The 25,853-nt window shown below is 34.7% G+C and carries 24 protein-coding genes and 1 tRNA gene; 14 read left to right on the forward strand and 11 right to left on the reverse strand.

Annotation, left to right across the window (positions count from 1 at the left end; translation table 11 throughout):
* From dnaA to scpA, 10 genes are all read left to right on the forward strand, one after another.
* Nucleotides 1-1,428: a chromosomal replication initiator protein DnaA gene (gene dnaA / locus LNP22_RS00005; protein WP_210666276.1), complete on the forward strand. Its 1,428-nt coding sequence runs from the start codon at nt 1-3 to the stop codon at nt 1,426-1,428.
* Between the two features lie 9 nt (nt 1,429-1,437).
* Nucleotides 1,438-1,905: a low molecular weight protein-tyrosine-phosphatase gene (locus LNP22_RS00010; protein WP_229974758.1), complete on the forward strand. Its 468-nt coding sequence runs from the start codon at nt 1,438-1,440 to the stop codon at nt 1,903-1,905.
* 83 nt (nt 1,906-1,988) lie between these two features.
* The gene (locus LNP22_RS00015; protein WP_074659200.1) at nt 1,989-2,702 is read left to right on the forward strand and encodes an SAM-dependent methyltransferase; all 714 of its coding nucleotides are present in this window, start codon (nt 1,989-1,991) and stop codon (nt 2,700-2,702) included.
* 21 nt (nt 2,703-2,723) lie between these two features.
* Nucleotides 2,724-3,161 (forward strand): energy transducer TonB, encoded by a 438-nt coding sequence (locus LNP22_RS00020; protein WP_229974759.1) that lies wholly within the window; start codon nt 2,724-2,726, stop codon nt 3,159-3,161.
* A 36-nt stretch (nt 3,162-3,197) separates the two neighbouring features.
* A complete protein-coding gene (locus LNP22_RS00025) occupies nt 3,198-4,325 on the forward strand; it encodes a methionine aminotransferase (protein WP_229974760.1) in 1,128 nt (375 codons plus the stop codon).
* A 74-nt stretch (nt 4,326-4,399) separates the two neighbouring features.
* Entirely contained in the window at nt 4,400-5,281 is an 882-nt protein-coding gene (locus LNP22_RS00030; protein WP_229974761.1) for an SDR family oxidoreductase, read from the forward strand.
* 308 nt (nt 5,282-5,589) lie between these two features.
* Nucleotides 5,590-6,198 carry a uridine kinase gene (udk, locus tag LNP22_RS00035; RefSeq protein ID WP_210666282.1) on the forward strand — a complete coding sequence of 203 codons (609 nt, stop codon included), beginning with the start codon at nt 5,590-5,592 and terminating at the stop codon, nt 6,196-6,198.
* Nucleotides 6,199-6,415: 217 nt separating this feature from the next.
* A complete protein-coding gene (locus LNP22_RS00040) occupies nt 6,416-6,742 on the forward strand; it encodes an FtsB family cell division protein (RefSeq protein WP_210666283.1) in 327 nt (108 codons plus the stop codon).
* Nucleotides 6,743-6,758: 16 nt separating this feature from the next.
* Nucleotides 6,759-8,123 (forward strand): methylmalonyl-CoA mutase subunit beta, encoded by a 1,365-nt coding sequence (locus LNP22_RS00045; protein ID WP_229974762.1) that lies wholly within the window; start codon nt 6,759-6,761, stop codon nt 8,121-8,123.
* A 32-nt stretch (nt 8,124-8,155) separates the two neighbouring features.
* A complete protein-coding gene (scpA, locus tag LNP22_RS00050; RefSeq protein ID WP_229974763.1) occupies nt 8,156-10,291 on the forward strand; it encodes a methylmalonyl-CoA mutase in 2,136 nt (711 codons plus the stop codon).
* A gap of 61 nt (nt 10,292-10,352) precedes the next feature.
* Here scpA and LNP22_RS00055 read toward each other — a convergent pair whose 3' ends face one another.
* The 5 genes from LNP22_RS00055 to dapF form a co-directional block, all read right to left on the reverse strand.
* Entirely contained in the window at nt 10,353-10,991 is a 639-nt protein-coding gene (locus LNP22_RS00055; protein WP_210666286.1) for a peptidoglycan-binding protein LysM, read from the reverse strand.
* Between the two features lie 97 nt (nt 10,992-11,088).
* A complete protein-coding gene (locus LNP22_RS00060; RefSeq protein WP_229974764.1) occupies nt 11,089-12,000 on the reverse strand; it encodes a DUF2279 domain-containing protein in 912 nt (303 codons plus the stop codon).
* A gap of 2 nt (nt 12,001-12,002) precedes the next feature.
* Nucleotides 12,003-13,043, reverse strand: a complete 1,041-nt coding sequence (mltG, locus tag LNP22_RS00065; RefSeq protein ID WP_229974765.1) for an endolytic transglycosylase MltG — start codon at nt 13,041-13,043, stop codon at nt 12,003-12,005.
* A gap of 10 nt (nt 13,044-13,053) precedes the next feature.
* Nucleotides 13,054-13,587, reverse strand: a complete 534-nt coding sequence (locus tag LNP22_RS00070) for a GNAT family N-acetyltransferase (RefSeq protein ID WP_229974766.1) — start codon at nt 13,585-13,587, stop codon at nt 13,054-13,056.
* A 55-nt stretch (nt 13,588-13,642) separates the two neighbouring features.
* Nucleotides 13,643-14,425, reverse strand: a complete 783-nt coding sequence (gene dapF, locus LNP22_RS00075) for a diaminopimelate epimerase (RefSeq protein WP_229974767.1) — start codon at nt 14,423-14,425, stop codon at nt 13,643-13,645.
* Between the two features lie 140 nt (nt 14,426-14,565).
* Here dapF and LNP22_RS00080 point away from each other — a divergent pair, with 140 nt between their 5' ends.
* Both LNP22_RS00080 and LNP22_RS00085 read left to right on the forward strand, forming a co-directional pair.
* Nucleotides 14,566-15,963, forward strand: coding sequence for a trypsin-like peptidase domain-containing protein (locus LNP22_RS00080; RefSeq protein WP_229974768.1), 1,398 nt, complete (start codon nt 14,566-14,568; stop codon nt 15,961-15,963).
* A 193-nt stretch (nt 15,964-16,156) separates the two neighbouring features.
* On the forward strand, nt 16,157-17,605 hold the full coding sequence (locus tag LNP22_RS00085) for a glyceraldehyde-3-phosphate dehydrogenase (protein ID WP_229974769.1): 1,449 nt from the start codon (nt 16,157-16,159) through the stop codon (nt 17,603-17,605).
* A gap of 73 nt (nt 17,606-17,678) precedes the next feature.
* Here the strand turns inward: LNP22_RS00085 and LNP22_RS00090 are convergent, their stop codons facing one another.
* Nucleotides 17,679-18,137, reverse strand: coding sequence for an Lrp/AsnC family transcriptional regulator (locus tag LNP22_RS00090; protein WP_229974770.1), 459 nt, complete (start codon nt 18,135-18,137; stop codon nt 17,679-17,681).
* A 189-nt stretch (nt 18,138-18,326) separates the two neighbouring features.
* Between LNP22_RS00090 and ald the strand changes: the two genes are divergently transcribed.
* Complete coding sequence (ald, locus tag LNP22_RS00095) at nt 18,327-19,445, forward strand: alanine dehydrogenase (protein ID WP_229974771.1); 1,119 nt, start codon at nt 18,327-18,329, stop codon at nt 19,443-19,445.
* Nucleotides 19,446-19,575: 130 nt separating this feature from the next.
* On the opposite strand, the gene pafA is transcribed toward ald, so the two are convergent.
* The 5 genes from pafA to LNP22_RS00120 all read right to left on the reverse strand — a co-directional run bounded on the left by pafA (nt 19,576) and on the right by LNP22_RS00120 (nt 24,018).
* Nucleotides 19,576-21,192 carry an alkaline phosphatase PafA gene (pafA, locus tag LNP22_RS00100; RefSeq protein ID WP_229974772.1) on the reverse strand — a complete coding sequence of 539 codons (1,617 nt, stop codon included), beginning with the start codon at nt 21,190-21,192 and terminating at the stop codon, nt 19,576-19,578.
* 384 nt (nt 21,193-21,576) lie between these two features.
* A tRNA-His gene (locus LNP22_RS00105) sits at nt 21,577-21,650 on the reverse strand.
* 65 nt (nt 21,651-21,715) lie between these two features.
* Nucleotides 21,716-22,432 (reverse strand): bacillithiol biosynthesis deacetylase BshB1, encoded by a 717-nt coding sequence (bshB1, locus tag LNP22_RS00110; RefSeq protein WP_229974773.1) that lies wholly within the window; start codon nt 22,430-22,432, stop codon nt 21,716-21,718.
* A gap of 75 nt (nt 22,433-22,507) precedes the next feature.
* The gene (locus tag LNP22_RS00115) at nt 22,508-23,581 is read right to left on the reverse strand and encodes a chorismate-binding protein (protein ID WP_229974774.1); all 1,074 of its coding nucleotides are present in this window, start codon (nt 23,579-23,581) and stop codon (nt 22,508-22,510) included.
* A gap of 5 nt (nt 23,582-23,586) precedes the next feature.
* Nucleotides 23,587-24,018: a PaaI family thioesterase gene (locus LNP22_RS00120; protein ID WP_229974775.1), complete on the reverse strand. Its 432-nt coding sequence runs from the start codon at nt 24,016-24,018 to the stop codon at nt 23,587-23,589.
* 247 nt (nt 24,019-24,265) lie between these two features.
* Here LNP22_RS00120 and LNP22_RS00125 point away from each other — a divergent pair, with 247 nt between their 5' ends.
* Nucleotides 24,266-25,780, forward strand: coding sequence for a hypothetical protein (locus LNP22_RS00125; protein WP_229974776.1), 1,515 nt, complete (start codon nt 24,266-24,268; stop codon nt 25,778-25,780).
* The last annotated feature ends 73 nt before the right edge of the window (nt 25,781-25,853 follow it).

Here is a 25,853-nt window from a genome sequence, read left to right on the forward strand (position 1 = left end):
ATGACTAAAACTGCTCAATCGGTATGGGAAAACTGTTTGTCCTTTATAAAAGACAATATTCAAGATCAAGCCTACAAAACTTGGTTTGAGCCAATCAAATCAGTTGAGCTAACCGACAACGCGTTATACATTCAAGTTCCAAGTAAATTTTTCTACGAATGGCTGGAAGAACATTACGTTAAATTATTGAAAGTTGCACTTACCAAAGAACTGGGAAAAAACGCAAAGTTACTCTATAAAATTAAAATGGAAAACACTTATGGCAATAAACAACCGTTTACCGAACAGTTGCCAAGCGCCAACAGAGTGCCAATGAAACCTCAAGAGGTTGATGCTCCGTTTAAAAACTTAAATCCAGAACTTAAAAATCCTTTTGTAATTCCCGGGATAAGAAATTTAAAAATTGAGTCGCAATTAAACGCCAACTACAGTTTTGATAATTTTCTTGAAGGAGATTCTAATCGTTTGGCTCGTTCTGCGGGTATGGCTGTTGCGAACAAACCAGGAGGAACTTCTTTCAATCCTTTATTGATTTTTGGAGGAGTTGGACTAGGAAAAACACACTTGGCGCATGCGATAGGCGTTGAAGTAAAAGACAAATATCCTGAAAAAACAGTTTTGTATATTTCTGCGGAAATTTTTACACAACAATACATAGACTCGGTAAAAAAGAATAATCGTAACGATTTTATTCATTTTTATCAGCTAATTGATGTTTTGATTATTGATGATGTTCAGTTTCTTTCTGGAAAATCAGGAACTCAGGACGTTTTCTTTCATATTTTTAATTATTTACATCAAAACGGGAAACAGGTTATTTTAACCTCTGATAAAGCTCCTGTTGACATGCAGGATATCGAGCAACGCTTATTGTCACGTTTCAAATGGGGATTATCTGCTGAGTTGCATCAGCCGGATTACGAAACCAGAATTTCAATCTTAAAAAATATATTATATCGTGATGGTGTAGAAATGCCGGATGATATTATTGAATATGTAGCCCGCAACATCAAGACTAACGTCAGAGAATTAGAAGGTGCTATTATTTCGTTGATCGCGCAATCTTCTTTCAATAAAAAAGAAGTTACGATAGAATTGGCCAAAAGTGTTGTAGAGAAATTTGTAAAAAACGTAAAGAGAGAAATATCGATCGATTACATACAAAAAATTGTTTCTGACTATTTTCAGTTGGATATTGAAACCCTACAATCTAAAACCCGAAAAAGACACGTGGTTCAAGCCAGACAATTGGCCATGTTTTTTGCAAAGAAATTTACCAAAGCCTCTTTAGCAAATATTGGTTCTCAAATTGGGGATCGCGATCACGCAACCGTATTACATGCTTGTAAAACAGTCGATAATCTAGTTTCTACAGACAAACAATTTAAGAAATTTGTCGATGATATCAACAAAAAACTAACGCTATAAACGCGCATCATGCCTGTAAAAATTTTAATGGTTTGCTTGGGAAACATTTGTAGATCGCCTTTAGCAGAAGGAATTTTAGCATCCAAATTACCACAAAATAAATTCATTGTTGACTCAGCAGGCACAGGGTCATGGCATGTGGGTCATGCTCCTGACAAACGATCTATTGCTGTTGCCAAAAAAAACGGATTATGTATCGATGATCAAAAAGGGCGACAATTTCAAATTAATGATTTTGAAGAGTTTGACTATATTTATGTCATGGACAATTCTAATTACCGCGATATAATTGAGCTTGCAAAAACACCCGAACATAAAAATAAAGTTCGTCTTATTCTAAACGAATTATTTCCTGATGAAAATGTAGATGTTCCAGATCCTTACTTTGGTTCTGCCAATGGTTTTGATCATGTCTACAAAATGTTAGATGAAGTTGCAACTATTATCGCCGAAAAACTCATCAAAGCACATCCTTAATTTTTATTTTATTTTTTAGAAATAAAACAAAAAAGACTTGCCTATCCTCATTAAAATCAGCTTTTTTAACTAAAAAAACACACATGAAACTTCTAGGAAAACTATATTTAATTCCAACTACAATGGGCGAAAGTGATCCTATGGATGTTTTGCCACAAACAGTAAAAAGAAGTATTGATTTTATAGATCATTATATTGTTGAAAACGAAAAAACAGCCAGAAAATCAATAAAAGCAGTTTCTCCAGAGAAAAAACAATCAGAACTAATCCTTTTCACTCTTAATAAACGTACCGAAGCGAGTGAACATTTGGATTTTATAAAACCACTATTAGAAGGAAAAAATGTAGGTTTAATGAGCGAAGCAGGTTGTCCAGGCGTTGCAGATCCAGGAGCAGTAATTGTAAAATTGGCACACGAAAAGGGCATTCAGGTAGTACCCTTAGTCGGCCCATCCTCTATCCTTCTGGCGATGATGGCTTCCGGAATGAACGGTCAGAGTTTTACTTTCAACGGCTATTTACCCATTGATAAAGACGAAAAAAAATCGGCATTAAAGCATTTTGAAAAATTATCTCAGGATAAAAATCAATCTCAAATTTTTATAGAAACGCCCTATAGAAACAATAAATTGGTCGAAGATATTTTGCAAATTGTAAATCCTTCAACCCATCTTTGTATTGCAACTGATATTACATTACCAACAGAATTCATCAAAACAATGCGAGTTGCTGATTGGAAAAAACTAAAAGTCGATTTACATAACCGACCTACGATTTTTATTATCCATAAAATGTAAACTAACTTTAAAACTATCATAATGAAAAAGTTTTTAATTTTAGTTTTAATTGGTTTTACTCAAAGTGTATTTTCTCAAAAGGAAATCAGAAGAGCACATGAACCCACCAAAGATATAAATGGAAATATCATTCCTCCTAACGAAATCGACATTTATAACCCTCTTGGGATTGACGTAAAACCAGAGTTTCCAGGCGGAACAGAAGAATTTCATCAATTTATAGATATAAACTATAAAAAATCAAACAAGAGACCGACTTTACAAGGAAAAGTATTCGCTACTTTTATCGTTGAAATAAACGGTTCATTAAGTGATATAAAAATCCTCCGAGATATTGGATCTTATAGCGGAGAGGAACTGGTAAGGGTTTTAAAATTATCTCCTAGATGGAAACCTGGAAAACTAAACGGTAAAGAAGTCAGAACTATATACTCACTTGTTGTGCCTGTACAACTATAAGTCTCCAATTATCCATCTTTTTCTTAATCTAATTTTATGAGTAAACTTCCTAATGTAACGACAAGTATTTTTACAGTAATGTCCAAAATGGCGGCCGAATACAATGCGATAAATCTTTCGCAGGGATTTCCAAATTTTCCTGTTGATGAAAGATTGACCGATATTCTGGCAAGATTAGCAAAAGAAAATGTACATCAATATACACCAATGGCGGGTTATCCGCCATTGATGAACAAAATTGCAAACTTAGTTCAGAGTTCTTATAACAGAATCATAAATCCTGATCTAGAACTTTTGGTAACTGCTGGTGCCACACAAGGAATTTTTACTTCAATTTTAGCTTTAATAAAAACTAGTGACGAAGTTATAATTCTGGATCCGAGTTATGATTCGTATGAATCTCCTGTTCTGCTTTGTAATGCAAAACCAGTGCGAGTTCCTTTAAATGATGATTATACACCGAATTGGGAAACCATTGAAAAAGCATGTTCTTCAAAAACCAAGATGATCATCATCAACAACCCGCATAATCCCACGGGGAAAATTTTGACAGAAAATGATTTTTTAGCATTAGAAAAATTACTTTCAAAATACCCCGAAATAATTGTTTTATCTGATGAAGTGTATGAATACATTACTTTTGAGGAGAGACATATTTCTGCGCATACCAAAGAATTTCTTCTCAACAGATGTATTATGATTTCGTCATTCGGAAAATCGTTTCATATTACAGGTTGGAAAATTGGCTATGTGGTTGCTCCCGAATATTTGATGAAAGAAATCAAAAAAGCACATCAATTTTTAGTTTTCAGCGTCAACAGCATTTCTCAGGCCACCATAAGCGAATATCTAGATGTTGTTGATGTAAATCTGTTAGGCAAATTCTATCAGGAAAAGCGAGATTATTTTCAAAAACTGCTTCAACATAGTCGATTTGAACTAAAACCTTGCGAAGGAACCTATTTTCAAGTGGCTTCATACGCCACTATTTCAAATGAAGATGATATTGCATTTTGCAAAAAATTAATTATCGATCATGGTGTTGCTGCGATTCCAATTTCTACTTTTTATTCCGATCATAAAGACCAACGCTTAATTCGTTTTTGTTTTGCCAAAGATGATTTCACCTTAGAATCTGCTGCCAAAAAAATATGTAATATCTAAAGTTTATTAAAATTTTATAACATTATTATGCGTGCATCCTATTATTTTAATTAATATTGTAAAAAAAGAAAAGTATGAGCTATACAGACAAAATGTTACGTGACGACGCTTTAAAAGGAAAAGTTATTGTGGTTACAGGTGGCGGAAGCGGCTTAGGCAAAGCAATGACTAAATATTTCTTAGAATTAGGAGCGCAAGTTGCCATTACTTCTAGAGATCTTGAAAAACTAAAAGCAACGGCTACAGAACTTGAAAATGAAACTGGTGGAAAATGTTTACCACTTCAGTGTGACGTGCGCCATTATGAAGAAGTAGAAAACATGCTTCAGGAAGTTTTAAAATCTTTTGGCAAAGTAGATGTCCTTCTTAATAATGCTGCAGGAAATTTTATTTCTCCAACAGAACGTTTATCTGCCAACGCATTTGATACCGTTATCGATATAGTACTTAAAGGTTCTAAAAACTGTACACTCGCTTTTGGAAAACATTGGATCGATACCAAACAAACATCGGCTACCATCTTAAATATTGTGACTACGTATGCTTGGACAGGTTCTGCCTATGTTGTACCAAGCGCTACTGCAAAAGCAGGAGTACTAGCAATGACCAGAAGTTTGGCGGTAGAATGGGCAAAATACGGGATTCGTTCGAACGCAATTGCTCCGGGACCATTTCCTACCAAAGGAGCATGGGACAGATTATTGCCGGGAGATCTTGCCGAAAAATTTGATATGGCAAAAAAAGTACCTTTGAAACGCGTTGGAGATCACCAGGAATTAGCCAATTTAGCGGCGTATTTGGTGTCTGATTTTTCAGCATACATCAACGGAGACGTTATCACTATTGACGGCGGCGAATGGCTAAAAGGCGCAGGACAATTCAATTCACTGGAAGCAATTCCAGAAGAATTATGGGATCAGCTAGAAATGATGATAAAAGCAAAAAAGAACAAATAAAGTGCTTACTAAGGTCAGAATATTTTAAACGAAATACTGATTGCACTAAAATCCCGCTGGCTTTGCTGGTGGGATTTTTTTATCCTTTTTTAAACCTATAAGTGATGCAAGTTTTTTTTGAGTTTTTTTATCTCAATAGCTTTTTTGACTCATATTCGATTAAAATACTTATATGAAAAATCAAAACACTTTAATTTGCCAATAACTGATAAACCCCTCTAAAACTTATATCGTTTAAATACACAATTTGCCTGTACAGTTCAGTTAAATTATTATTTTTGCCAAACAAATATCTAACATCAAATTTTATGCTCATTATTGGACTTGCAGGAGGAACAGGAAGTGGAAAAACAACGGTAGTACACCAAATCATGAACGAATTGCCAGACACAGAAGTCGGCGTAATTTCTCAGGATTCCTATTACAAACAAAACCACGGTTTGTCATTTGACGAAAGAGCATTAATTAATTTTGATCATCCACGCGCTATTGATTTTGATTTATTAGTAACGCATTTAAAAGCATTAAAAGCCGGTGAAACCATCGACCAGCCCGTATATTCGTTTGTACAACACAACAGAACAGACGATACCGTCTCTACACACCCGAGAAAAGTAATGATTGTTGAAGGGATTCTTATCCTCACAAATCCGGAACTTCGCGAACTTTGTGACATCAAAATTTTCGTTCATGCCGACTCAGACGAAAGATTAATTCGCCGTCTAAAACGTGATATTTCAGAGCGTGGCCGTGATATAGATGAAGTAATAACACGCTACCAAAACACCTTAAAACCTATGCATGAGCAATTTATCGAACCCACAAAAGCTTATGCAGACATTATTATTCCAAACGACAAATACAATACTGTAGCCATAGACGTAGTACGGGCCGTAATAAATCAGCGAATTTCATAATTTTATTGTAAATTTATTTCCAGAATAGTCAGGAGCTATTTCCCGCTATCTGTTACAAATGAAGTTCACTGAAACTTGGATTAAAATAAAATTAAGTGAAGTGATCCTTTCTACCGGTCCCTATAGTTATCAGGAATCACAAAAGGGTTTTCACAGTTATCAAGGCTAAAATATCTATGGAATTTAAAAGATACAAATAGGTTAAAATAAAAATAAAATGAAAAACCCTTATAAAGGCAAATCCTGGTTCAAATTCTTAGGCAATAAATATGTCTGGGTTTTGCTTTTTTTTGTAGTCTGGATGTTGTTTTTAGACAACTACTCCTATTTTGACCATAGGTTTTTAGACAATCAAATCAACGAATTAGAAGACAATAAAACCTATTATCAGGAAGAAATCAAAAAAGATCAGGAACAAATAAAACAATTAAAAAATCCTGAACAAATAGAAAAATACGCTCGCGAAAAGTATTTTATGAAAAAAGACAGTGAAGATATTTACATCATCCAATTTGAAGGAGACACCATTCAAAGCAAAGAATAACTCAGAAAAAAAGCAGATGGCTACTAACCTATTCGAAAATTTTATTCCGATTTCATCCAAACAATGGAGACAAAAAATTCAGTTTGAGTTGGATGGAGCCGACTACAACCAAACTGTAATCTGGAATTCGCCCGAAGACATTCAGGTAAAACCTTTCTATCATAAAGACGAATTTACCAAAGCAGCTCCTGTAAAAACAGAGGCAACAAATTTTACAATTTGCCAAAATATATTTGTTTTTGATGTAGATAAATCGATAAAAAGAGCATTAGAAACCATGAATCGTGGTGCCGAAAGTTTGCGTTTCACTATCCAAAACGAGCATATCGACATTCAGAAATTACTGGAAAATCTTCCTTTAGAAAATAAATCTGTTTACTTTAATTTGAATTTTATTTCAATCGATTTCGTACAATTATTAGAACTCATTTCAATTCAAAAAAAGGCAAAATTTTATTGCAATTTAGACCCAATTGGTCATTTTGCGAGAGAAGGAAATTGGCTTCCAACCTCAGACAAAAATAATTTCGAAACAATCGATAAAATTTCAAAAACGACCGAAAATCTTTCATTGTTAAGTATCGATTTAGGTTTGTATCAAAATGCAGGAGCCAATATTACACAGCAAATTGCTTACAGTTTGGCACAGGCCAACGAATACTTCAACTGTATTGCGGATATTCCTCAACAAATTGTTTTTCAAATTTCGGTAGGAACCAATTATTTCTTCGAAATTGCAAAACTTCGAGCGCTGCGAATGCTTTTTAATGTAATCGCCGCCGAATACAATACAAATCTAGAATGTCATTTTTTGGTGACGCCTACCAAACGTAACAAAACAATTTACGATTACAATGTCAATATGCTCCGCACCACAACCGAATGTATGTCGGCAATTTTAGGCGGTGCAGATGCAATTGCCAATTTGCCTTATGATGCTTTATACCACAAAGACAACGAATTTGGGGATAGAATTGCGAGAAATCAATTGCTGATTTTAAAGCATGAAAGCTATTTTGACAAAGTCAATAATCCGGCAGATGGAAGCTATTATATAGAAAGTTTGACCATGCAACTGGCGGAAAAAAGCTTGGCTTTATTTAAAAACATAGAAGCTGAAGGAGGATTTTTGAAACTATTAAACGATGGAACTATCAAAAAGAAAATCCAGGAAAGCGCTTCCAAAGAGCAAGAATTGTTTGATGCTAAAAAAGAAGTTTTATTAGGAACCAATAAATATCCAAACAAAGATGATAAAATGAAACATGACTTAGAATTGTTTCCTTTTGTAAAAATAAAACCCCGAAAAACATTAATTACACCGATAATAGAAAAAAGATTAGCCGAAAAACTCGAACAAGAACGTTTAGAACTAGAATAATCTACGTGTACTTAATAAAAATAAAAGAACAAATGGTACGAAAGAACCTTAAACATATTACCCTCGAAAGTCAAAAGTTAGCTGTTTCGAATCAAAATTCAGAACTCGAAACTCAAAACTTCTTAACTGCTGAGGGCATCGAGCTAAAGCCTACTTATTCTGAAAAAGATATCGAAGATTTAGAATATCTGGATTTCGGAGCAGGTTTTGCTCCTAATTTAAGGGGGCCATACGCAACTATGTATGTGAGAAGACCCTGGACAATTCGTCAGTATGCCGGATTTTCTACTGCCGAAGAAAGTAATGCTTTTTATAGACGAAATTTGGCTGCCGGTCAAAAAGGACTTTCAATTGCTTTTGATCTACCAACCCATCGCGGTTATGATTCTGATCACGAACGTGTGGTTGGAGATGTAGGAAAAGCAGGTGTTGCCATAGATTCTGTAGAGGATATGAAAGTCTTATTTGACCAAATTCCTTTGGATGAGATGTCGGTTTCGATGACCATGAATGGAGCGGTTTTACCTATCATGGCGTTTTATATTGTAGCTGCAGAAGAACAAGGTGTCGCGATCGAAAAACTTTCCGGTACAATCCAGAATGATATTTTAAAGGAATTTATGGTTCGTAATACCTATATCTATCCGCCAGCTCCTTCTATGAAAATCATTGCTGATATTTTTGAGTTTACAAGCAAAAAAATGCCCAAATTCAATTCGATTTCTATTTCTGGTTATCACATGCAGGAAGCTGGAGCTACCGCAGATATTGAATTGGCGTACACGCTGGCCGATGGTTTAGAATATATTAGAACCGGGCTTTCAACTGGTATGACCATTGATGAATTTGCGCCAAGGTTGTCTTTTTTCTGGGCCATTGGTATGAATCATTTTATGGAAATCGCTAAAATGCGGGCCGGAAGAATGATTTGGGCTAAATTGGTACAACAATTTAATCCAAAAAATGATAAATCATTAGTTTTGAGAACTCATTGCCAAACTAGTGGCTGGAGTTTAACAGAGCAAGATCCTTTTAATAATGTGGCCAGAACTTGTATCGAAGCTACAGCAGCCGCTTTTGGCGGTACACAATCTTTGCACACCAATGCTCTTGATGAAGCAATAGCGTTACCCACTGATTTCTCAGCAAGAATTGCACGTAACACACAGATATTTTTGCAGGAAGAAACCAAAATAACCAAAACAGTAGATCCTTGGGGAGGCAGTTATTATGTAGAAAGTTTGACCAATGAAATAGTCGAAAATACGTGGAAACTTATTGAAGAGGTAGAAGAATTGGGCGGAATGACAAAAGCTATAGAAGCTGGAATTCCTAAACTTCGTATCGAAGAAGCGGCTGCCAGAAAGCAGGCGCGAATTGATAGTGGACAAGATATTATTGTGGGGGTCAATCAATTTCGACTAGAGAAAGAAGACCCATTGCATATTCTGGATGTCGACAATCAAATGGTTCGGAAGCAACAACTCGAATTACTTTCGACCATAAAAGCCAAAAGAGATCGTAAAAAAGTAGAACAATCAATCGAGAAATTAATTCATTGTGCCAAAACAGGACAGGGAAACTTACTAGAAATTGCGATCGAAGCTGCCAGAAATAGAGCAACTTTAGGAGAGATAAGCGATGCGCTAGAAAGTATTTTTGGTCGATACAAAGCACAAATTAAATCCTTTAGCGGTGTGTATAGTGCAGCAATAAAAAATGATGAGAATTTTGAAAGAGCCAAACAATTAGCAGATGCTTTTGCCAAACAAGAAGGCCGTAGACCAAGAATCATGATCGCCAAAATGGGACAAGATGGCCATGATAGAGGCGCAAAAGTCGTAGCAACAGGTTACGCAGACGTAGGTTTTGATGTAGACATTGGTCCATTGTTTCAAACTCCGGCCGAAGCGGCCAAACAAGCTGTAGAAAATGACGTACATATTCTTGGTGTATCATCATTAGCCGCAGGACATAAAACATTAGTCCCGCAAGTTATTGAGGAACTAAAAAAACATGGTCGCGAAGATATTATGGTTATAGTGGGAGGTGTAATTCCTGCGCAAGATTATCAATTTTTATTTGATGCCGGTGCGGTAGCTATTTTTGGTCCTGGAACAAAAATTAGCGAAGCAGCTATCAAAATATTAGAGATTTTAATTAATTAAATTTTACTCCATAAAAAAATCCCGAAAAATTCGGGATTTTTTATTCTCATTCAGTTGATTATTAATCATGTATTGTCGCATTACTATCAGCTTCAATATAAGACAAATCATAACCGCCAAAAGCTTTTAAATAACTTATCAGCGAAGTTCCATAAGCATCTCTAAAACGTCTATTTCCTCTGTTTTTAAAGAAATTCTTAACCGATCCTGCACCTCCTAAGTGTGCGGCAGCTAAAATTCCGGATTCTGTAATTTTGACACCATTAATGATTTTTCCATCATACTTTTCAATTTCATTACGTAAAATCCATTTATTTTTAGACAATAACGCAACAAAAGCTTTTTCTTGTAAAGCAGGATCTTTTAGAAAATCTTTGCTGTCATGTACACCAATGGCTCTTAAAGTTTTAGAACCAAACTGGTATTTCCCCATATAACCTAAAGTATTTACTTTTCGGTATTTCCCTTGAGATTCCTTAAAAGCTACTGCTTCTTTAAAACCTATAAAATGATTTCCGGTGTAAGGGATGTTAAGATTAGGATAATCCTCCTTTTCCTGAGATGGTAAAATATATTCTGAACCATCTGTTTTTTCTGTTAAAAACCAAGGTTTGGCTTCTAAATTAAAGGGTTTGAAACCCAAGCTTAAAAATGTAATAATAACGATCAAACTCGCGTAAAAATACCATTTCTTTATCATAAATTATTTTTCTTCAAACACTGTCACCATTTGAAATTTCTACGGTGCAAAGATAATAAATAAAAAATAATGCTGAAAATCAAGTAGTTAATGTTTTCTAAAAATAAAACACATGCGCTTTAATCCCTTTATTGGCGGAGTATTCGAGAGTTGGAGCTGGAATTTTTATCGTGTTAAAAACTGAAAAAATAGTTTTCAAAAAATGCGATTTTGTATCAATTTTTGTCAAATTTACATCAAAACTAAGATAAAACTGACGAAATTGTTTGCTGTTTTGAATAAAAAAAGGATTTTCATCTTGATTATTGCCCGACAACATCCCATCGGCTCCATACCCAAAAGCCAGATTTAACCACTTTGGAATTTTAGTGTCTTTGGCAAAAGAATGCAAATTGACTGACAACCAATACGTTTGTCCGTTGTAGTCTTTTAAAATTTGCTCATTAATTGAACTTCCTAACAAATCAGGCCTTTGACCAGCGTATTGAGTAGTGTGAAAAGAAAATTTCGGTGTAATTCTTTGCTCTTTCCAAAGTAATTCCTGCGAAACATATAGAGCTGTGCCCGTTGCATTTGCTATTAAATCTCCCGAAGAAGCTCCCCATTCTGATGAAAAACCATCAAAAACTTCTACAGCAGTTAGAAATACAAATCCTATTCCTGCACCATAAATAAGTTGTTTTTTACGATCAGCCCCACTCCAATTTAGAGCTTCGGTACCAAATCTTCCCAGATGATAAGCCGAATAAAAATGCCCAACTTTATCCATTTGTAGCCAATCAGCGTTATCATTTATAAAATGAAACTTTGATTGCGGATAATCTGCGTACCAAAGCTGATTTAGACCTACTAAAGCAACTGAAGCTAAAGCTCCTTCAGTAATCAAAACTGCATTTTTCCTTTTTTCATTTAAGGAATCTGAAGGTTTAAAGAAGCTCTCAAATTTATTCTGAGCCTGAATAGACTGAAAAAATAAAAAGGATAAAAGAATATGAATTATTAATTTCAAAATTATCTTGTTACACCCTGGCTGGCAATCCAGTCAGAATATTTTTTTGCATTGATATTATGCTCCGGCAGAGTGGCAGCAAATTCATGATAGCCAAAACGTTCAACACTGGCACAAAAATAAATATAATCGTTTTTTTCGGGATTCAAAACTGCCTCAAGTGCCGTAATATCTGGCATGGCAATTGGTCCTGGAGGAAGTCCGACATTCACGTAAGTGTTATAAGGAGATTTCATAATCAAATCATTATAAAAGACTCTCTTAATCACCTGATCAAAATCATTTGCTCTTAATTTTAACGCATAAATTACGGTTGGATCTGCTTGTAAAGGCATTTCTAAACGTAGACGATTTAGATAGACACCGGCAATACGGGGTCTTTCGTCTTTTTTAACCGATTCTTTATGCACTATTGAGGCTAAAATAGTAGCTTCTACAGGTGTTAATCCTTGTTTTTTTGCTTTTTCAATTCTCTCTTCTGTCCAGAAATTATGATATTCTTTGATCATTTTGTCACGAAACTTTTCTGCAGACGTATTCCAATACACTTCATAAGTATTGGGAATAAACATGGCAAAAACATTTTCTTCATTAAAACCATTTTCCTTCAAAAAAACAGGATCCTTAATCGCTTTAATTAAGGACAAACTATCTGCTTCGATTTCTGAGCCAACTCTTCCCGCAAAATTCTCTAGACGCTCTTGATTATTAAAAGCCAGTTTTACAGGGACATTAGAGCGCATTGCTCGCACCAAATTCATATTATTCATATCTTTTTTAAGCAAAAATCGACCTGATTTTACGTTTTCAGGATAGTCTCTTTTGCTGGCTACCAACTCAAAATTTTCAAAATTTTTGATATAAGGCTCCAATATTTTCTTTACATCTGTATAATTGGCATCAGTTGGTACATATACATACACCTCTTTTTCTTCAAATTTAGTATTGGAGCTAAAGATTTTACTAATTAACACAAATCCGTAAATGATTAGTAAAGAAATTACGGCTACAGCAGTCAGCGAAATGATTTTTTTTATGTTCAAAGCTTAAATTTTAAATTTGTTTGTTAATTAATTGAAAAATTGCCTCGTCTTGGTACTGGCCATTTAGCAAAATCCAATCTTTTTTAATTCCAATTTTCTCAAAACCAAATTTAGTAAAAAGAGCTATACTTGCTGCATTTTCTACACTAATATTTGCGTACAATTGATGTAAATTTAAATTATAGAAAGCATATTTAATTAAAAGCTCTAAAGCCTCAGAACCAATGTTTTGCTTTTTATACTCGTCTTTCTGAATAACAATTCCAACTCCTGCCCGATTATTCTTCGGGTCAAATTCGAATAAATCAATCAATCCGATGGCCGGAAAATCGTCGTCATGACAAATCGCGAGTCGCAATTGTTTGGCTTCATAAATATCCTGCTGTGCATTTTCGAGATATTGACGCACCAAAAAACGGCTATAAGGCGTATAGGTGTTGCTTACTTCCCAAATGCTTTGATCATTTTCCATGGCATAGACAAACTCTAAGTCATTTGGTTCTAATGCCCGCAAATAAATATTTTTGCCTTTTAGTGTAATCATGCTGTTTTAGAATTCAGATTTTAGATTTTCTGAGTGAAATAGCTAAACATTTAATTTAAACTTCAATTGTACCTTTAAAAACAAATTTTGCAGGACCCGTCAGGAACACATTCGTAAAATGATCACCTTCTTTATCAAAAGAAACCACTAATTTTCCGCCTTCAACATTAAGATTTATTTTGTTTTTATCCGTCTGACCTGTTGCATTCATAGCAATGGCAACGGCTGTGGCACCAGTTCCACACGCCAAAGTTTCATCTTCAACACCTCTTTCGTAAGTACGGAGAGAAAATTCAGAATCGTTTACTTTTTTCACAAAATTGATGTTACTTCCTTTCTCACCATACAATGCGCCGTAACGAATGGCCGCTCCATTTTGTTTTACATCATAATTTTCTAAATCTTCTACAATTTGTACATGATGTGGTGAACCGGTATTTAGAAAACTGTAATCCGATTTTTTTTGCACCTGATCAACATCGATCATTTGCAACGAAATAATAGCATCCTCTCCTACCGTTGCATGATGCAAACCATCAATGGCCATAAAAGTTGTTTTAGTATTGATAACACCCAGTTGATTGGCAAAAGCGACTAGACATCGACCGCCATTACCGCACATCGAACTCTGGTTTCCATCTGAGTTATAATACACCATTTTAAAGTCGGTTTCGGAGTCATTTTCTAACAAAATAAGTCCATCAGCACCAATACCGAAACGTCTGTCGCACAAGCGTTCAATGAGTTTAATATCTTCTTTTGGAAAAAAATTAGAACGATTGTCAATCATGACAAAATCATTACCTGTTCCTTGATATTTATAAAATTCTATTTGCATTTTTATTTGATTATAAAGTACAAAAGTACAAACTATTAATTAATGAAATGTTAATCAATGTTAAAGAGCGTTAAACCCTTTTTCTGAATAATTTTTTCAATTAATTTTACGTTATATAACTTAAAACATAAATAATAGTCATGAAAAGATTTTCAACCTTATTTTTAGTGTCCTTATTAAGTGGCGCTACTACCCTTGGGGCTTACAAGTTATTGTTTGAGAGTAATGGCTCTGTATTTGGAAAAGGAAATTCTGTTGTAACTCTTGCCTCCGAATCGTATAACAAAAATGTCGCGTATGCAGGCGAAGCAGTAGATTTTACAGAGGCTGCAGACAAAACGGTTCATTCTGTTGTGCACGTAAAAAATGTTTCCAGACGTACCGTTACCAATCCAATGCTTGAATTTTTCTATGGTTACGGGGGAGCTCAGCAGCAAGAACAGGTAGGTACAGGTTCTGGTGTTATTATTTCTGAAGACGGTTATATTGTTACAAATAATCACGTGATCAAAGATGCTTCTGAAATAGAAATTACGTTAAATAATAAAAAAACATACACTGCAAAATTGATAGGTACCGATTCTAAAATGGATATCGCATTGCTTAAAATTAATTCAGAAGAAAAATTACCTTATACGGCTTTTGCTAATTCAGACAACGTAAAAGTGGGCGAATGGGTTTTGGCAGTCGGTAATCCTTACAATTTAAATTCTACAGTAACAGCGGGAATCGTTTCGGCGAAAGCCAGAGATTTGGGCAATGGTATACAATCTTTCATTCAGACAGATGCCGCAGTCAATCCGGGAAATAGTGGTGGTGCATTGGTAAATACACGTGGAGAATTAATTGGAATCAATACTATGATTTCTTCACAGACGGGCTCTTACGTAGGATATTCATTTGCTGTTCCGTCTAATAATGCCCGAAAAATCATTGAAGACATCATGGAATTTGGAAATGTACAACGAGGCATTTTAGGAGTTGAAGGTCGCGAATTGAATGGCAATGCTTCAAAAGAACTTAAAATTTCAGAAACAGAAGGATTTTACATCAATAAAGTTTCAAAAAATTCCGGAGCAGAAAAAGCTGGGTTAAAGCAAGGTGATGTAATTGTAAAGTTGGATAGTCAGAGAATTGCTTCTTATGCCGATCTATCAGGTTACATCAATACAAAAAGGCCAAATGATGTTGTAAATGTGACGATTATAAGAGATGCAAATACAAAAGTTGTTCCTGTAACTTTGAGTAAAAATGAATTTTTTAGTGCTGAGTTTAAAGGAATAGAATTAGAAAATATCGATGCATCGGATAAAAAGAAATTTCGTATTGACTATGGAGTTAAGATTAAAAATATCACCAACGAAAATTTGATGCAATATCAGAACGAACTGCTGGGCAATATCATTTTGAGTATTGATAATGTAAAAGCGACTAATGTTGAGAGTGTCTCTAAACTTTTGAAACAAAAAGATGAAGGGCAAAGTGTGCGCATTGAAATGATTAATAGAAATGGTGAAATTTTCAGAATCATCATTTAATAAACAAATAATTTCAAATTTAGAAAGGTCATCTTATTCAGTTAGGATGACCTTTTTTTATTTCAATGAAAGAAAAAAAATTTTTAAGTAGGTATAAAATAAATGCTAAAATAGTTTACGAAATCGATTGAAATGGGTACTTTTGCGCAAAATTATAAAATAGTATTCTATTTATTTTTCGAAATTTTCAATTATGAGCAAAAAATCTTTGTACCAAAAAGAAGTATCAATTCAAGTCGACCGAAGGAGAGCTGGCGTCGAATTAATCAAAGTCATAAGCGATTTATGGTATGACAAATCCATCGAAATGGTTTTATTCAAAAATCAATTGTTGGATAAAAATGTCAGCGACATTATCAATTTGCATCAATATGCGGGAGAATTTGTTGGCAAGCCTATTACTGTTTTTGATTCTGTTGAAATTGCAAAAGTTATTTTATCAATAGATTTTCCACCTGCAAAATTGGATATTGGAAAACTAGCGTACGAGTATCGTTTGGAAGAAGACAAATACCCAGATGCACGATATTTTGTTATCGAAAAATTAAAAGGAGCTAAATCATCTGAAGAAATTCAGCCAAAAGATGTTGTTTTGTACGGATTTGGAAGAATTGGTCGTTTACTAGCCCGAGAATTAATGTCGAAAACTGGAAAAGGAAACCAATTGCGCCTCAGAGCCATTGTAACTCGTGACAAAAATGATGCTACAAGCCTCGAAAAAAGAGCCTCGTTGTTACGATACGACTCAATTCATGGTGATTTTCAAGGATCAGTAACAGCGGATCCAAAAAATAATGCTTTGATTATTAACGGAACAACCGTTCATATTATTACGGCAAATTCGCCCGAAGAAATCGATTATACCCAATACGGAATCAATGATGCGTTGGTTATTGACAATACAGGAGCTTTTACGACTGAGGAAGCCCTAAAAAGACATTTATCTTCACAAGGCGCCAGCAAAGTATTACTTACGGCGCCGGGAAAAGGAGTTCCGAACATTGTGCATGGTGTAAATCATACCGACTACAATCCCGACGAAATAGCCATTTTCTCTGCGGCTTCCTGCACCACAAATGCTATAACGCCGGTTTTAAAAGTTATCGAAGATACATTAGGAGTGGTCAAAGGTCATCTGGAAACCATTCACGCCTATACCAACGACCAAAATTTGGTTGACAATATGCACAGAAAATACCGCCGAGGCAGAGCAGCAGCCTTAAATATGGTCATCACCGAAACTGGTGCAGGTACTGCAGTCGCTAAAGCATTGCCTTCATTGGAAGGAAAATTAACTTCAAACGCTATTAGAGTTCCGGTTCCAAATGGCTCGTTGGTAGTTTTAAGTTTAGAAGTTAAAAAAGCAACTTCAATAGCAGCGATTAACAAAATCATGAAAAAATATGCTCTCGAAGGTGAACTGGTAGAGCAGATAAAATATTCATTAAACAACGAACTGGTTTCATCAGACATTGTGGGCACTTCTGCACCTTCAATATATGACAGTAATGCAACCATCGTTTCTAAAGATGGAAAAAACATCGTACTTTATATTTGGTATGATAACGAATACGGTTACAGCCACCAAGTGATTCGTTTGGCAAAATATATTGCAAAAGTAAGACGTTTTACTTATTATTAATTTACAACCAAAACCAAAATGCTTAAAACCACCAAAATAATTTGGTGGTTTTTTGTTTCTTTTAATTCCAAAATTAAATAGGCAAAACAGTAGTACTTTTTACCTCAGAGATGACAAAAACAGTGTTTATCAAGGAAACTTCAGGCAAAACAGATAATTTTTTTTGATGAAAATGATGGTAGTTTTCCATGTCTGGAATTATAATCTTCAACATATAATCAAAGTTACCTGAAACATAATTACACTCGACCACTTCAGGCATATTCAAAATAGATTGATTAAAACCTTCAGAAGTGTCATAAGTTTGTTTGGTTAACGTCACCTGACAATAAACTGTTAGATTATTACCCAGTTTTTTCTTGTTCAAAATAGAAACATATTTTTCTATAACACCCTCTTTTTCAAGACGTTTAACCCTGTCATGAACAGGAGTAAGAGACAAATTTATTTTGTTAGCAATGTCTTTTAGGGTGTAATGCGCATCTTCTTGTAAAAGACGTAAGATTTTTTTGTCAGTTTCATCTAAAGCCATAACGAAAACGATTTAAATTATCATTAAAAATCAGTCAATTTTTCTTTTTCAAGTACTATTTAATTCCCAAAAAAGAATATTTTTCTGTAAAAGTAAGTAATAAAATAATATTTTCTTATTTATCAGTCAATTATCAATAATATATTCTCTATCGCTAGATTTGTAAAACAAATAAAAAAACTTAACAAAATGATAATAGGGGTTCCAAAAGAAATTAAGAATAATGAAAACCGTGTGGCGTTAACTCCAGCTGGTGTTTCTGAAATGAAAAAAAACGGACATACTGTTTATGTTCAAGCAACTGCAGGATTAGGAAGTGGTTTTAGTGATGAAGAATATGCAACTGCTGGAGCTGTAGTTTTAGCAACTATTGAAGAAGTATACGCTATTGCTGAAATGATCATTAAAGTAAAAGAGCCAATTGCTTCTGAGTATGATTTAATCAAAAAAGACCAATTACTTTTCACGTACTTCCACTTTGCTTCATCAGAGCCGTTAACTCATGCTATGATCGAAAAAGGTGCAGTATGTTTGGCTTACGAAACTGTTGAAAAAACGGATCGTAGTTTACCTTTATTAGTTCCTATGTCAGAAGTTGCCGGTCGTATGGCTATTCAACAAGGAGCAAAATATTTAGAAAAACCATTAAAAGGAAGAGGAATACTTTTAGGAGGAGTTCCAGGTGTGCCTCCTGCAAAAGTTTTAATTTTAGGTGGTGGAATCGTAGGAACTCAAGCTGCTAAAATGGCTGCCGGATTAGGTGCACAAGTAACTATAATGGATCTAAGTTTGCCACGTTTACGTTATTTAGATGATATCATGCCTGCCAACGTATCTACTCAAATGTCTAACCATTACAATATTGTAAAAGCCATTACAGATGCAGATTTGATCGTTGGAGCTGTTTTAATACCGGGAGCAAAAGCACCACACTTGATTACTCGTGATATGCTAAAATTGATGCGTCCGGGAACTGTAGTTGTTGATGTTGCTGTTGATCAAGGTGGTTGTATAGAAACTTGTACTCCAACAACACACGAAAACCCAACTTTTATTATTGATGACATTGTACACTATTGTGTGGCTAACATGCCAGGAGCTGTTCCTTACACTTCTACTTTAGCATTAACAAACGCTACTTTACCTTATGCTGTGCAGTTGGCAAACAAAGGATGGGAAAAAGCTTGCGCTGAAAACGAAGAACTGAAAAAAGGATTGAACGTTGCAAACGGAAAAATTCTTTACAAAGGAGTTGCAGAAGCATGGAATCTTCCTTTTAACGAAGAAATAGTGTCGGCAAAAGCGTAACACTATAAAAATGAGTGCTTACTAATACTTATTTTTAAGAGGCTTTCGATTATGAAAGCCTTTTTTATTCCATAAAAAAACCTGTCTTCATAATAAAGACAGGTTTTTTGTTTCTTTGTATTTACATTATTTATTTTTCGTCCAAAACCTCTTGCAATACTTCAGCATCAGTTCCGTTCGGGAGCGCAACTTTAATTTTTAGCGCTATAGTTGGTGCAATTTCAGTAATCACTTTTCTGTCATACGATTCTCCTTTTTTAATATGCCACCCATAAAATATAGCCGGCACATGTGTATCATAGCTGTAAGGAGTTCCGTGCGATGTTCCTGTAGTCGAATATTCAATATCACCCGGTTTATCAATAATTACTAAATCACCATTTTGTGTAACATCATATCCTTTTGCTGTAAAATTCAAATAATAATCATTTCCGCCATTGGCTAAAATCTCTTCTTCGGTATACACTTTCTTAACTTGAGGCTGTGTAATTAGAAAATCTTTAAACGCCTGTTTTACCTTTAATAAATCTAATCCTTTGTCTTTAATAATTTGTTTATTAAGATAAACATTAAAGTTTGAATAATTTAAAATCAAATCTATACCAAAAGTTTTTGTAGAAAAATCCTGCATGCTCTTTTTAACCTCTTTTGAAGGATAATTATTCACATTATATTTACGATCTTTCAAATAAGCCACATTTTCGGCACCCGCATGATCAGCTGTTAAAAAAAGTAAGTAATTATCTTTACCCACCGTTTTATCCAAATAATTCAAAAAATCTGCAATAGTCTGATCAAGTCTCAGGTAAGTATCCTGAAGTTCCATTGATCGCGGCCCAAGTAAATGCCCCACATAATCAGTAGAAGAGAAACTTACCGCTAGAAAATCTGTAATATTATCTTTTCCTAATTCTTCTTTTTCAATGGCTTTCATTGCAAATTCAGCCAACAAATCATTCCCAAATGGAGTCGCTCTCAAAATACCTGCATCATTTTTATCATACATAGTTTTCAAATCATAAGGAAAAACTGGCGCAGCGCTTCCATACAACTTGCCTTCATAAGGATTATTATCCTCCAAACTTTCATTGTAAACTGAAGCAGGTTTAAACAAATTCCAACCTTTGTTTATATAAGGCATATAATGTTTTTCCTTATTAAACTCAGAAACCCATTCAGGCAATTTATCCCCATAAAAAGTACTCGAGATAAAAGATCCAGTTTTGCTATACCAAAAAGCCCAATTGGCAAAATGACCCGCTGGTAAAATCGCACCACGGTCTTTTATACTAATACCAATTACCTTACCGGCAAAATTGGTTGCCATTCTCACTTCATCAGTAATTGTAGTGCTTTGCAGGTTCTTAGGAGACATAGCACCTTCCTCTGGAGTACCATCTCCAACTGTTTTTACTACAGCGTCATCTGTACAATACACATCTTTCCCTAGGATTCTACTAAACCACTCATTACCCACAATTCCGTGAGTAGCAGGCGTAGTACCAGTATAAATCGATGCATGACCTGGCGCAGTATAAGTAGGCATATAGTTATAATGCATATTCTGAAAAGTATACCCATTATTCAATAATCTTTTGAATCCGTTTGGAGAAAAATCATCCGAAAAGCGATATAAATATTCCATTTTCATCTGATCAACCACTATACCCACAACTAATTTTGGTCGTTGTTGAGCACTTAAATTTGAGATTACAAACAATGTCAACAGCACAATACTTTTTTTCATATTAAAATTATTATTTCATACAAAAATACAGATTCACTTTAAAATAGGCTAACTGAGCCCAATCTAAAACAAAAAATTCACTTTAATTTAACAAAACACTTGACTACTACAAGATTTAATTAATAACCAAAGACTTCCGTATTTACTATTTATGGCGTTTCCCTTTGGGTCAGGCTGTACGCTATATCTTTTGCGAGGGATGTTTTGGTTATGACAGAGTATGAATCGATCGCAAAAGGATGCCGCTTCCATCCTTAACGCACTTTTAGGAATCCCTACAACTTTTGTTTTTGATCCGTTTTCGTATTGATCCTTGATCCTTTTTTTTATGAAAATGTAGAAAACAAAAAAAGCCTTGAATTTCTTCAAGGCTTTAAATTTCTGGGTGGCTGACCGGGTTCGAACCGGCGACCCGCGGCACCACAAACCGCTACTCTAACCAACTGAGCTACAACCACCATTTTGCTTAGCGGTTGCAAATATATAACAAAGGTTTACTTCTACAAAGAAAAAATTAAAAAAATTACATCAAATTCCCTAAGCTATTGACTGCCAAACACCTTTCTACAGTAAAACCTTCCGCATAATCTACCCCAACGAGCCTTCCTAAGTCCTGCGCACGATAATTTAGGCTTTCCAAGAAATTTTTACTGGTTATGGGTGTGTCAGGTTCTTTGGAGTCTGGATCATAAAACTGAGTTTTATATGCCAAAATAGCGGCTACTTTTTTCTCTACAAAACCGGTAATGTCAACAACAAAATCGGGCTCAAGATTCTTCCATTGCATATAATGATACACTACTTTTGGTCGCCAAGCCTCTTGCTTTTGTCCGTCAATAGTGGTTTCAATTTTCATTAATCCAGATAAAAAGCAAGCGTCAGAGACTAGTTTACTGCCTTTTCCATGATCGATATGACGGTCGTCAACAGCGTTACACAATACTATTTCAGGTTGATACTTTCGAATCATTTTAATCACTTCCAACTGATGTTTCTCATCGTTTACAAAAAATCCATCTCGCATAGCCAGATTTTCACGTACCAAAACCCCTAATATTTTTGCAGCATCGGCTGCCTCTACATCACGAGTTTCGGCCGTTCCGCGGGTTCCTAACTCACCGCGTGTCAAATCGACAATACCTACTTTTTTACCTAGTGATACTTCTTTTAAAATCGTTCCTGCACAACCCAACTCGACATCATCGGGATGTGCTCCAAAAGCTAATATGTCTAACTTCATTTTACTTTTTGTTTTTTTCAGGTGTAAGGTTTTACATTCCGTATGTTAAGCTGAAACCTGATTTTTTTCTAATAACTATATTTTTTTAATATTTAAAACTCTCTTCATCGTCATCGATTTATTGACACTTTCCTCCCACTCTTTTTCAGGAACACTTTCTTTGGTAATGCCACATCCCATATATAAAAGAGCAGACATTTCTTTGATTTGCATGCAACGTAAATTTACAAATAAATCAGTGCTGGTCGTTTTATTGGCAAAACTGCTGTTTAATTCTCCCAAAAAACCAGTATAAAAAGTCCTGTCATAATTTTCATTTTCGATTATAAATGCTTTTGCTTTTTTCTTAGGCAAACCGCAAACGGCTGGCGTTGGATGCAATGTATCAATGACTTCTTCTAAGGTTGAACTTTCGTTTAAAATACCCGAAATATCAGTTTTAATGTGCCAGATCGATCCTGCTTTTATGCTGTACGGCTCTGTAATTTCGACCGATGAAGCCACTTCTCGTAATCTTTTTACAATAAAGTCAGTAACATACTGCTGTTCGTCTTTTTCTTTTTGCTGCCATGAAATTTCAGCTTCCAATTCTGCTTTTTGAGTTCCTGCCAAAGCTGTTGTTTCAAAAGCCTTTCCATTGGCTTTTAATAATTGTTCCGGCGTTGCTCCTAGCCAAAGTCCTATTGCGGGATGAAAAAAACAGTAGGTAAAAGTAGAAGGATACAAATGAATCAAACGTTGAAAAGTGATAGCAAAATCAAAATTGGTTAAATCAATTTTTTCACATCTTGATAAAACAACTTTTTTAAACTCATCTTTTTTAATGGACTGAATTCCATTTTCAATCAAACCTTCGTACTGCTTTTTTGCTTCAGCATCAAAAGCTACATCATCAACTTCACTGAAATTAAAATCAATTTCCGTTTGTTCAGCACTTATAATTTTCGATTCTTTTTCAGGAATTAAAATCAGTTGTTTTTCATCAAAAGAAGCAAATACAAAACCTTTTTCGCTGTAATCAGAAACTTTATACAAAGTATCATCTTGTTGCAAAAGCGCATAAATACTCGAAGAATTAGGTTTCGAATAAATTACAAAAGGCAATTTTTGCTCCTGATGTTTTCTTATGGTAGAAAAAAAGTCATTCATAGTTTCTATTCGGTTTTCTTTTTTTCTAAAATCATATTTGTTAGTTTGCAAAGCGAAATTAAGTTTCCAGCTTCATCTGTAATTTTAATTTCCCAGAGATGAATACTTTTTCCTTTATGGATGATTCTGGCGGTCCCAAAAACAATGCCTTCACGAATACTTTTTAAGTGGTTGGCAGAAATCTCAATACCTCGCACTTCCTGCTCTTTCGGGTTAATAAAAAACTGTGATGCGGCGCTACCAACACTTTCAGCCAACGCTACAGAAGCACCTCCGTGAAGTAATCCCATTGGTTGATGAACTCCTGAATTTACAGGCATTTTGGCCACCAAAAAACCTTCTCCTGCATCGATATATTCAATTTTAAGAGTTTCCATGAGCGTATTCTTTGAAAACTCATTGCAATAGGCTAAAATTTGTTCTTTTGTAAAATTCATTTAAATTGGCTTTAAAATCGTAAAATTAAAGAAAAGATAAGATACAAATTAGAAAATACATTTCTAATATTAAAAATCATTTATAAACCTGTCCGTTTTTTATTATTTTTACAAAAACAATCAATATCAATCCTTGGCTGAAAACTATTTTTTGCCGCAGATTTAGACTGATTTATGGAGTTTAAATGCATTCACAAAAGTGAAAAATCATTTTAATCCTTTTAAATCTGTAGAAAAACTTATTCAAATGCGACATTATATTGTACTTTTTATTTTCGGTTTACTTTTAATCAGCACTTCTTGTCGCACTGACTTTGATACTGTTGCGAGTTCCGGCGATTTAAAGTTTTCAAAAGATACGGTTTATCTGGATACTGTTTTTAAAAATATTGGTTCAAGCACTTACCAGCTTAAAGTTTTTAATCGGAGTAAAAATGATATTTCGATTCCGTCGATTCAGCTAAAAAAAGGATTAAATTCTAAATATCGCATGACGGTTGACGGTATGAATGGTGATAATGGTAAAATTTTTAAAGATGTAACACTTCTGGCCAAAGACAGCCTATATATTTTTATAGAAACCACAGCAGATATCACGGATGCCAATCCTACAGATTTTTTGTATACTGATGAAATTCAGTTTGATAGCGGCCTTAATTTGCAAGAAGTCGCTTTGGTTACCTTAATTCAGGATGCAGTTTTTCTTTATCCGAAGCAAAATCCTGATGGAAGTAAAGAAAAAATTCAAATAGAAGGAAAATCTGTTGACGGATTTTATTTGGATGAAAATGATGCTGTAAATGGTAATGAATTACTTTTTACCAATCAAAAACCATACGTAATCTATGGCTATGCGGGCGTTCCTGAAAATAAAACCATAACGTTTGAAGCTGGTGCAAGAGTTCATTTTCATGCTAATTCCGGACTTTTTCTTGACAACAAAGCTTCGCTTCAAGTTAATGGAACTATTTCTACAACTGATAAATTAGAGAACGAAGTTATTTTTGAAGGAGATCGTTTAGAGCCTGAATACGCTGACGTTCCAGGACAATGGGGTTCTATCTTACTGGCCACATCGAGCAGTAATCACTCTATCAATCATTTAACGTTAAAAAATGCAACGATTGGTTTATCTATTCAAGGACAAGATGGCACCACTTTTCAATTAAAAAACACACAAATTTACAATTGTTCTCAATATGGAATTTTAGCCAAAAATGCTCTGCTCAATAGCGAAAATCTCGTGATTAATTATTGTGGTTTGGCTAGTTTGTCCTGTGTTTATGGTGGAAACTATGTTTTTACGCACGCGACAATCAATAATAATTGGCAAAGCAGTACACAAGTGGCCGTGCATTTGAGTAACAGTCTGGCAGGTGCAAAGCCCGAAAACAATGCTTTGACACAGGCGACTTTTAACAATTGTATTATTTATGGCTCTAATTGGAACGAATTCAATCTGGATAAAAATCCCAATGCCGCTTTTGTTTATCAACTGAATAACTGTTTGCTGAAGTTTGGTGGTTCAGGCACCAATCCTGATTATCAATTTGCTACAGATCCGGTTCATTACAATCAGATAATTTTAAATCAAGACCCTAAATTTTATAAAGTTTCTCAAAATAAATTCAATATTGATAAAAATTCCAGCGCTTTCGCGAAAGGAAATCCGGCATTTGCAATTCCTACCGATATTTTGGGAAAAACAAGAACTTCTCCACCAGATTTAGGGGCGTATCAAAGTGCTGATTTTCCAAAATAATTTTATCTCTAGTTCTAAAAAAACCTAATGCCTTCAAGTCTTCGTGACAACCAAAATCCAACAGTAAGAAAAC

The organism is Flavobacterium flavipigmentatum, assembly GCF_020911905.1.
GTDB classification, from domain to species: domain Bacteria; phylum Bacteroidota; class Bacteroidia; order Flavobacteriales; family Flavobacteriaceae; genus Flavobacterium; species Flavobacterium flavipigmentatum.

Coding starts and splice junctions, on each gene's coding strand:
- dnaA (WP_210666276.1), top strand. CDS start 1: ATGACTAAAACTGCTCAATCGGTATGGGAAAACTGTTTGTCCTTTATA.
- LNP22_RS00010 (WP_229974758.1), top strand. CDS start 1,438: ATGCCTGTAAAAATTTTAATGGTTTGCTTGGGAAACATTTGTAGATCG.
- LNP22_RS00015 (WP_074659200.1), top strand. CDS start 1,989: ATGAAACTTCTAGGAAAACTATATTTAATTCCAACTACAATGGGCGAA.
- LNP22_RS00020 (WP_229974759.1), top strand. CDS start 2,724: ATGAAAAAGTTTTTAATTTTAGTTTTAATTGGTTTTACTCAAAGTGTA.
- LNP22_RS00025 (WP_229974760.1), top strand. CDS start 3,198: ATGAGTAAACTTCCTAATGTAACGACAAGTATTTTTACAGTAATGTCC.
- LNP22_RS00030 (WP_229974761.1), top strand. CDS start 4,400: ATGAGCTATACAGACAAAATGTTACGTGACGACGCTTTAAAAGGAAAA.
- udk (WP_210666282.1), top strand. CDS start 5,590: ATGCTCATTATTGGACTTGCAGGAGGAACAGGAAGTGGAAAAACAACG.
- LNP22_RS00040 (WP_210666283.1), top strand. CDS start 6,416: ATGAAAAACCCTTATAAAGGCAAATCCTGGTTCAAATTCTTAGGCAAT.
- LNP22_RS00045 (WP_229974762.1), top strand. CDS start 6,759: ATGGCTACTAACCTATTCGAAAATTTTATTCCGATTTCATCCAAACAA.
- scpA (WP_229974763.1), top strand. CDS start 8,156: ATGGTACGAAAGAACCTTAAACATATTACCCTCGAAAGTCAAAAGTTA.
- LNP22_RS00055 (WP_210666286.1), bottom strand. CDS start 10,991: ATGATAAAGAAATGGTATTTTTACGCGAGTTTGATCGTTATTATTACA.
- LNP22_RS00070 (WP_229974766.1), bottom strand. CDS start 13,587: ATGATTACACTAAAAGGCAAAAATATTTATTTGCGGGCATTAGAACCA.
- dapF (WP_229974767.1), bottom strand. CDS start 14,425: ATGCAAATAGAATTTTATAAATATCAAGGAACAGGTAATGATTTTGTC.
- LNP22_RS00080 (WP_229974768.1), top strand. CDS start 14,566: ATGAAAAGATTTTCAACCTTATTTTTAGTGTCCTTATTAAGTGGCGCT.
- LNP22_RS00085 (WP_229974769.1), top strand. CDS start 16,157: ATGAGCAAAAAATCTTTGTACCAAAAAGAAGTATCAATTCAAGTCGAC.
- LNP22_RS00090 (WP_229974770.1), bottom strand. CDS start 18,137: ATGGCTTTAGATGAAACTGACAAAAAAATCTTACGTCTTTTACAAGAA.
- ald (WP_229974771.1), top strand. CDS start 18,327: ATGATAATAGGGGTTCCAAAAGAAATTAAGAATAATGAAAACCGTGTG.
- pafA (WP_229974772.1), bottom strand. CDS start 21,192: ATGAAAAAAAGTATTGTGCTGTTGACATTGTTTGTAATCTCAAATTTA.
- bshB1 (WP_229974773.1), bottom strand. CDS start 22,432: ATGAAGTTAGACATATTAGCTTTTGGAGCACATCCCGATGATGTCGAG.
- LNP22_RS00115 (WP_229974774.1), bottom strand. CDS start 23,581: ATGAATGACTTTTTTTCTACCATAAGAAAACATCAGGAGCAAAAATTG.
- LNP22_RS00120 (WP_229974775.1), bottom strand. CDS start 24,018: ATGAATTTTACAAAAGAACAAATTTTAGCCTATTGCAATGAGTTTTCA.
- LNP22_RS00125 (WP_229974776.1), top strand. CDS start 24,266: ATGCGACATTATATTGTACTTTTTATTTTCGGTTTACTTTTAATCAGC.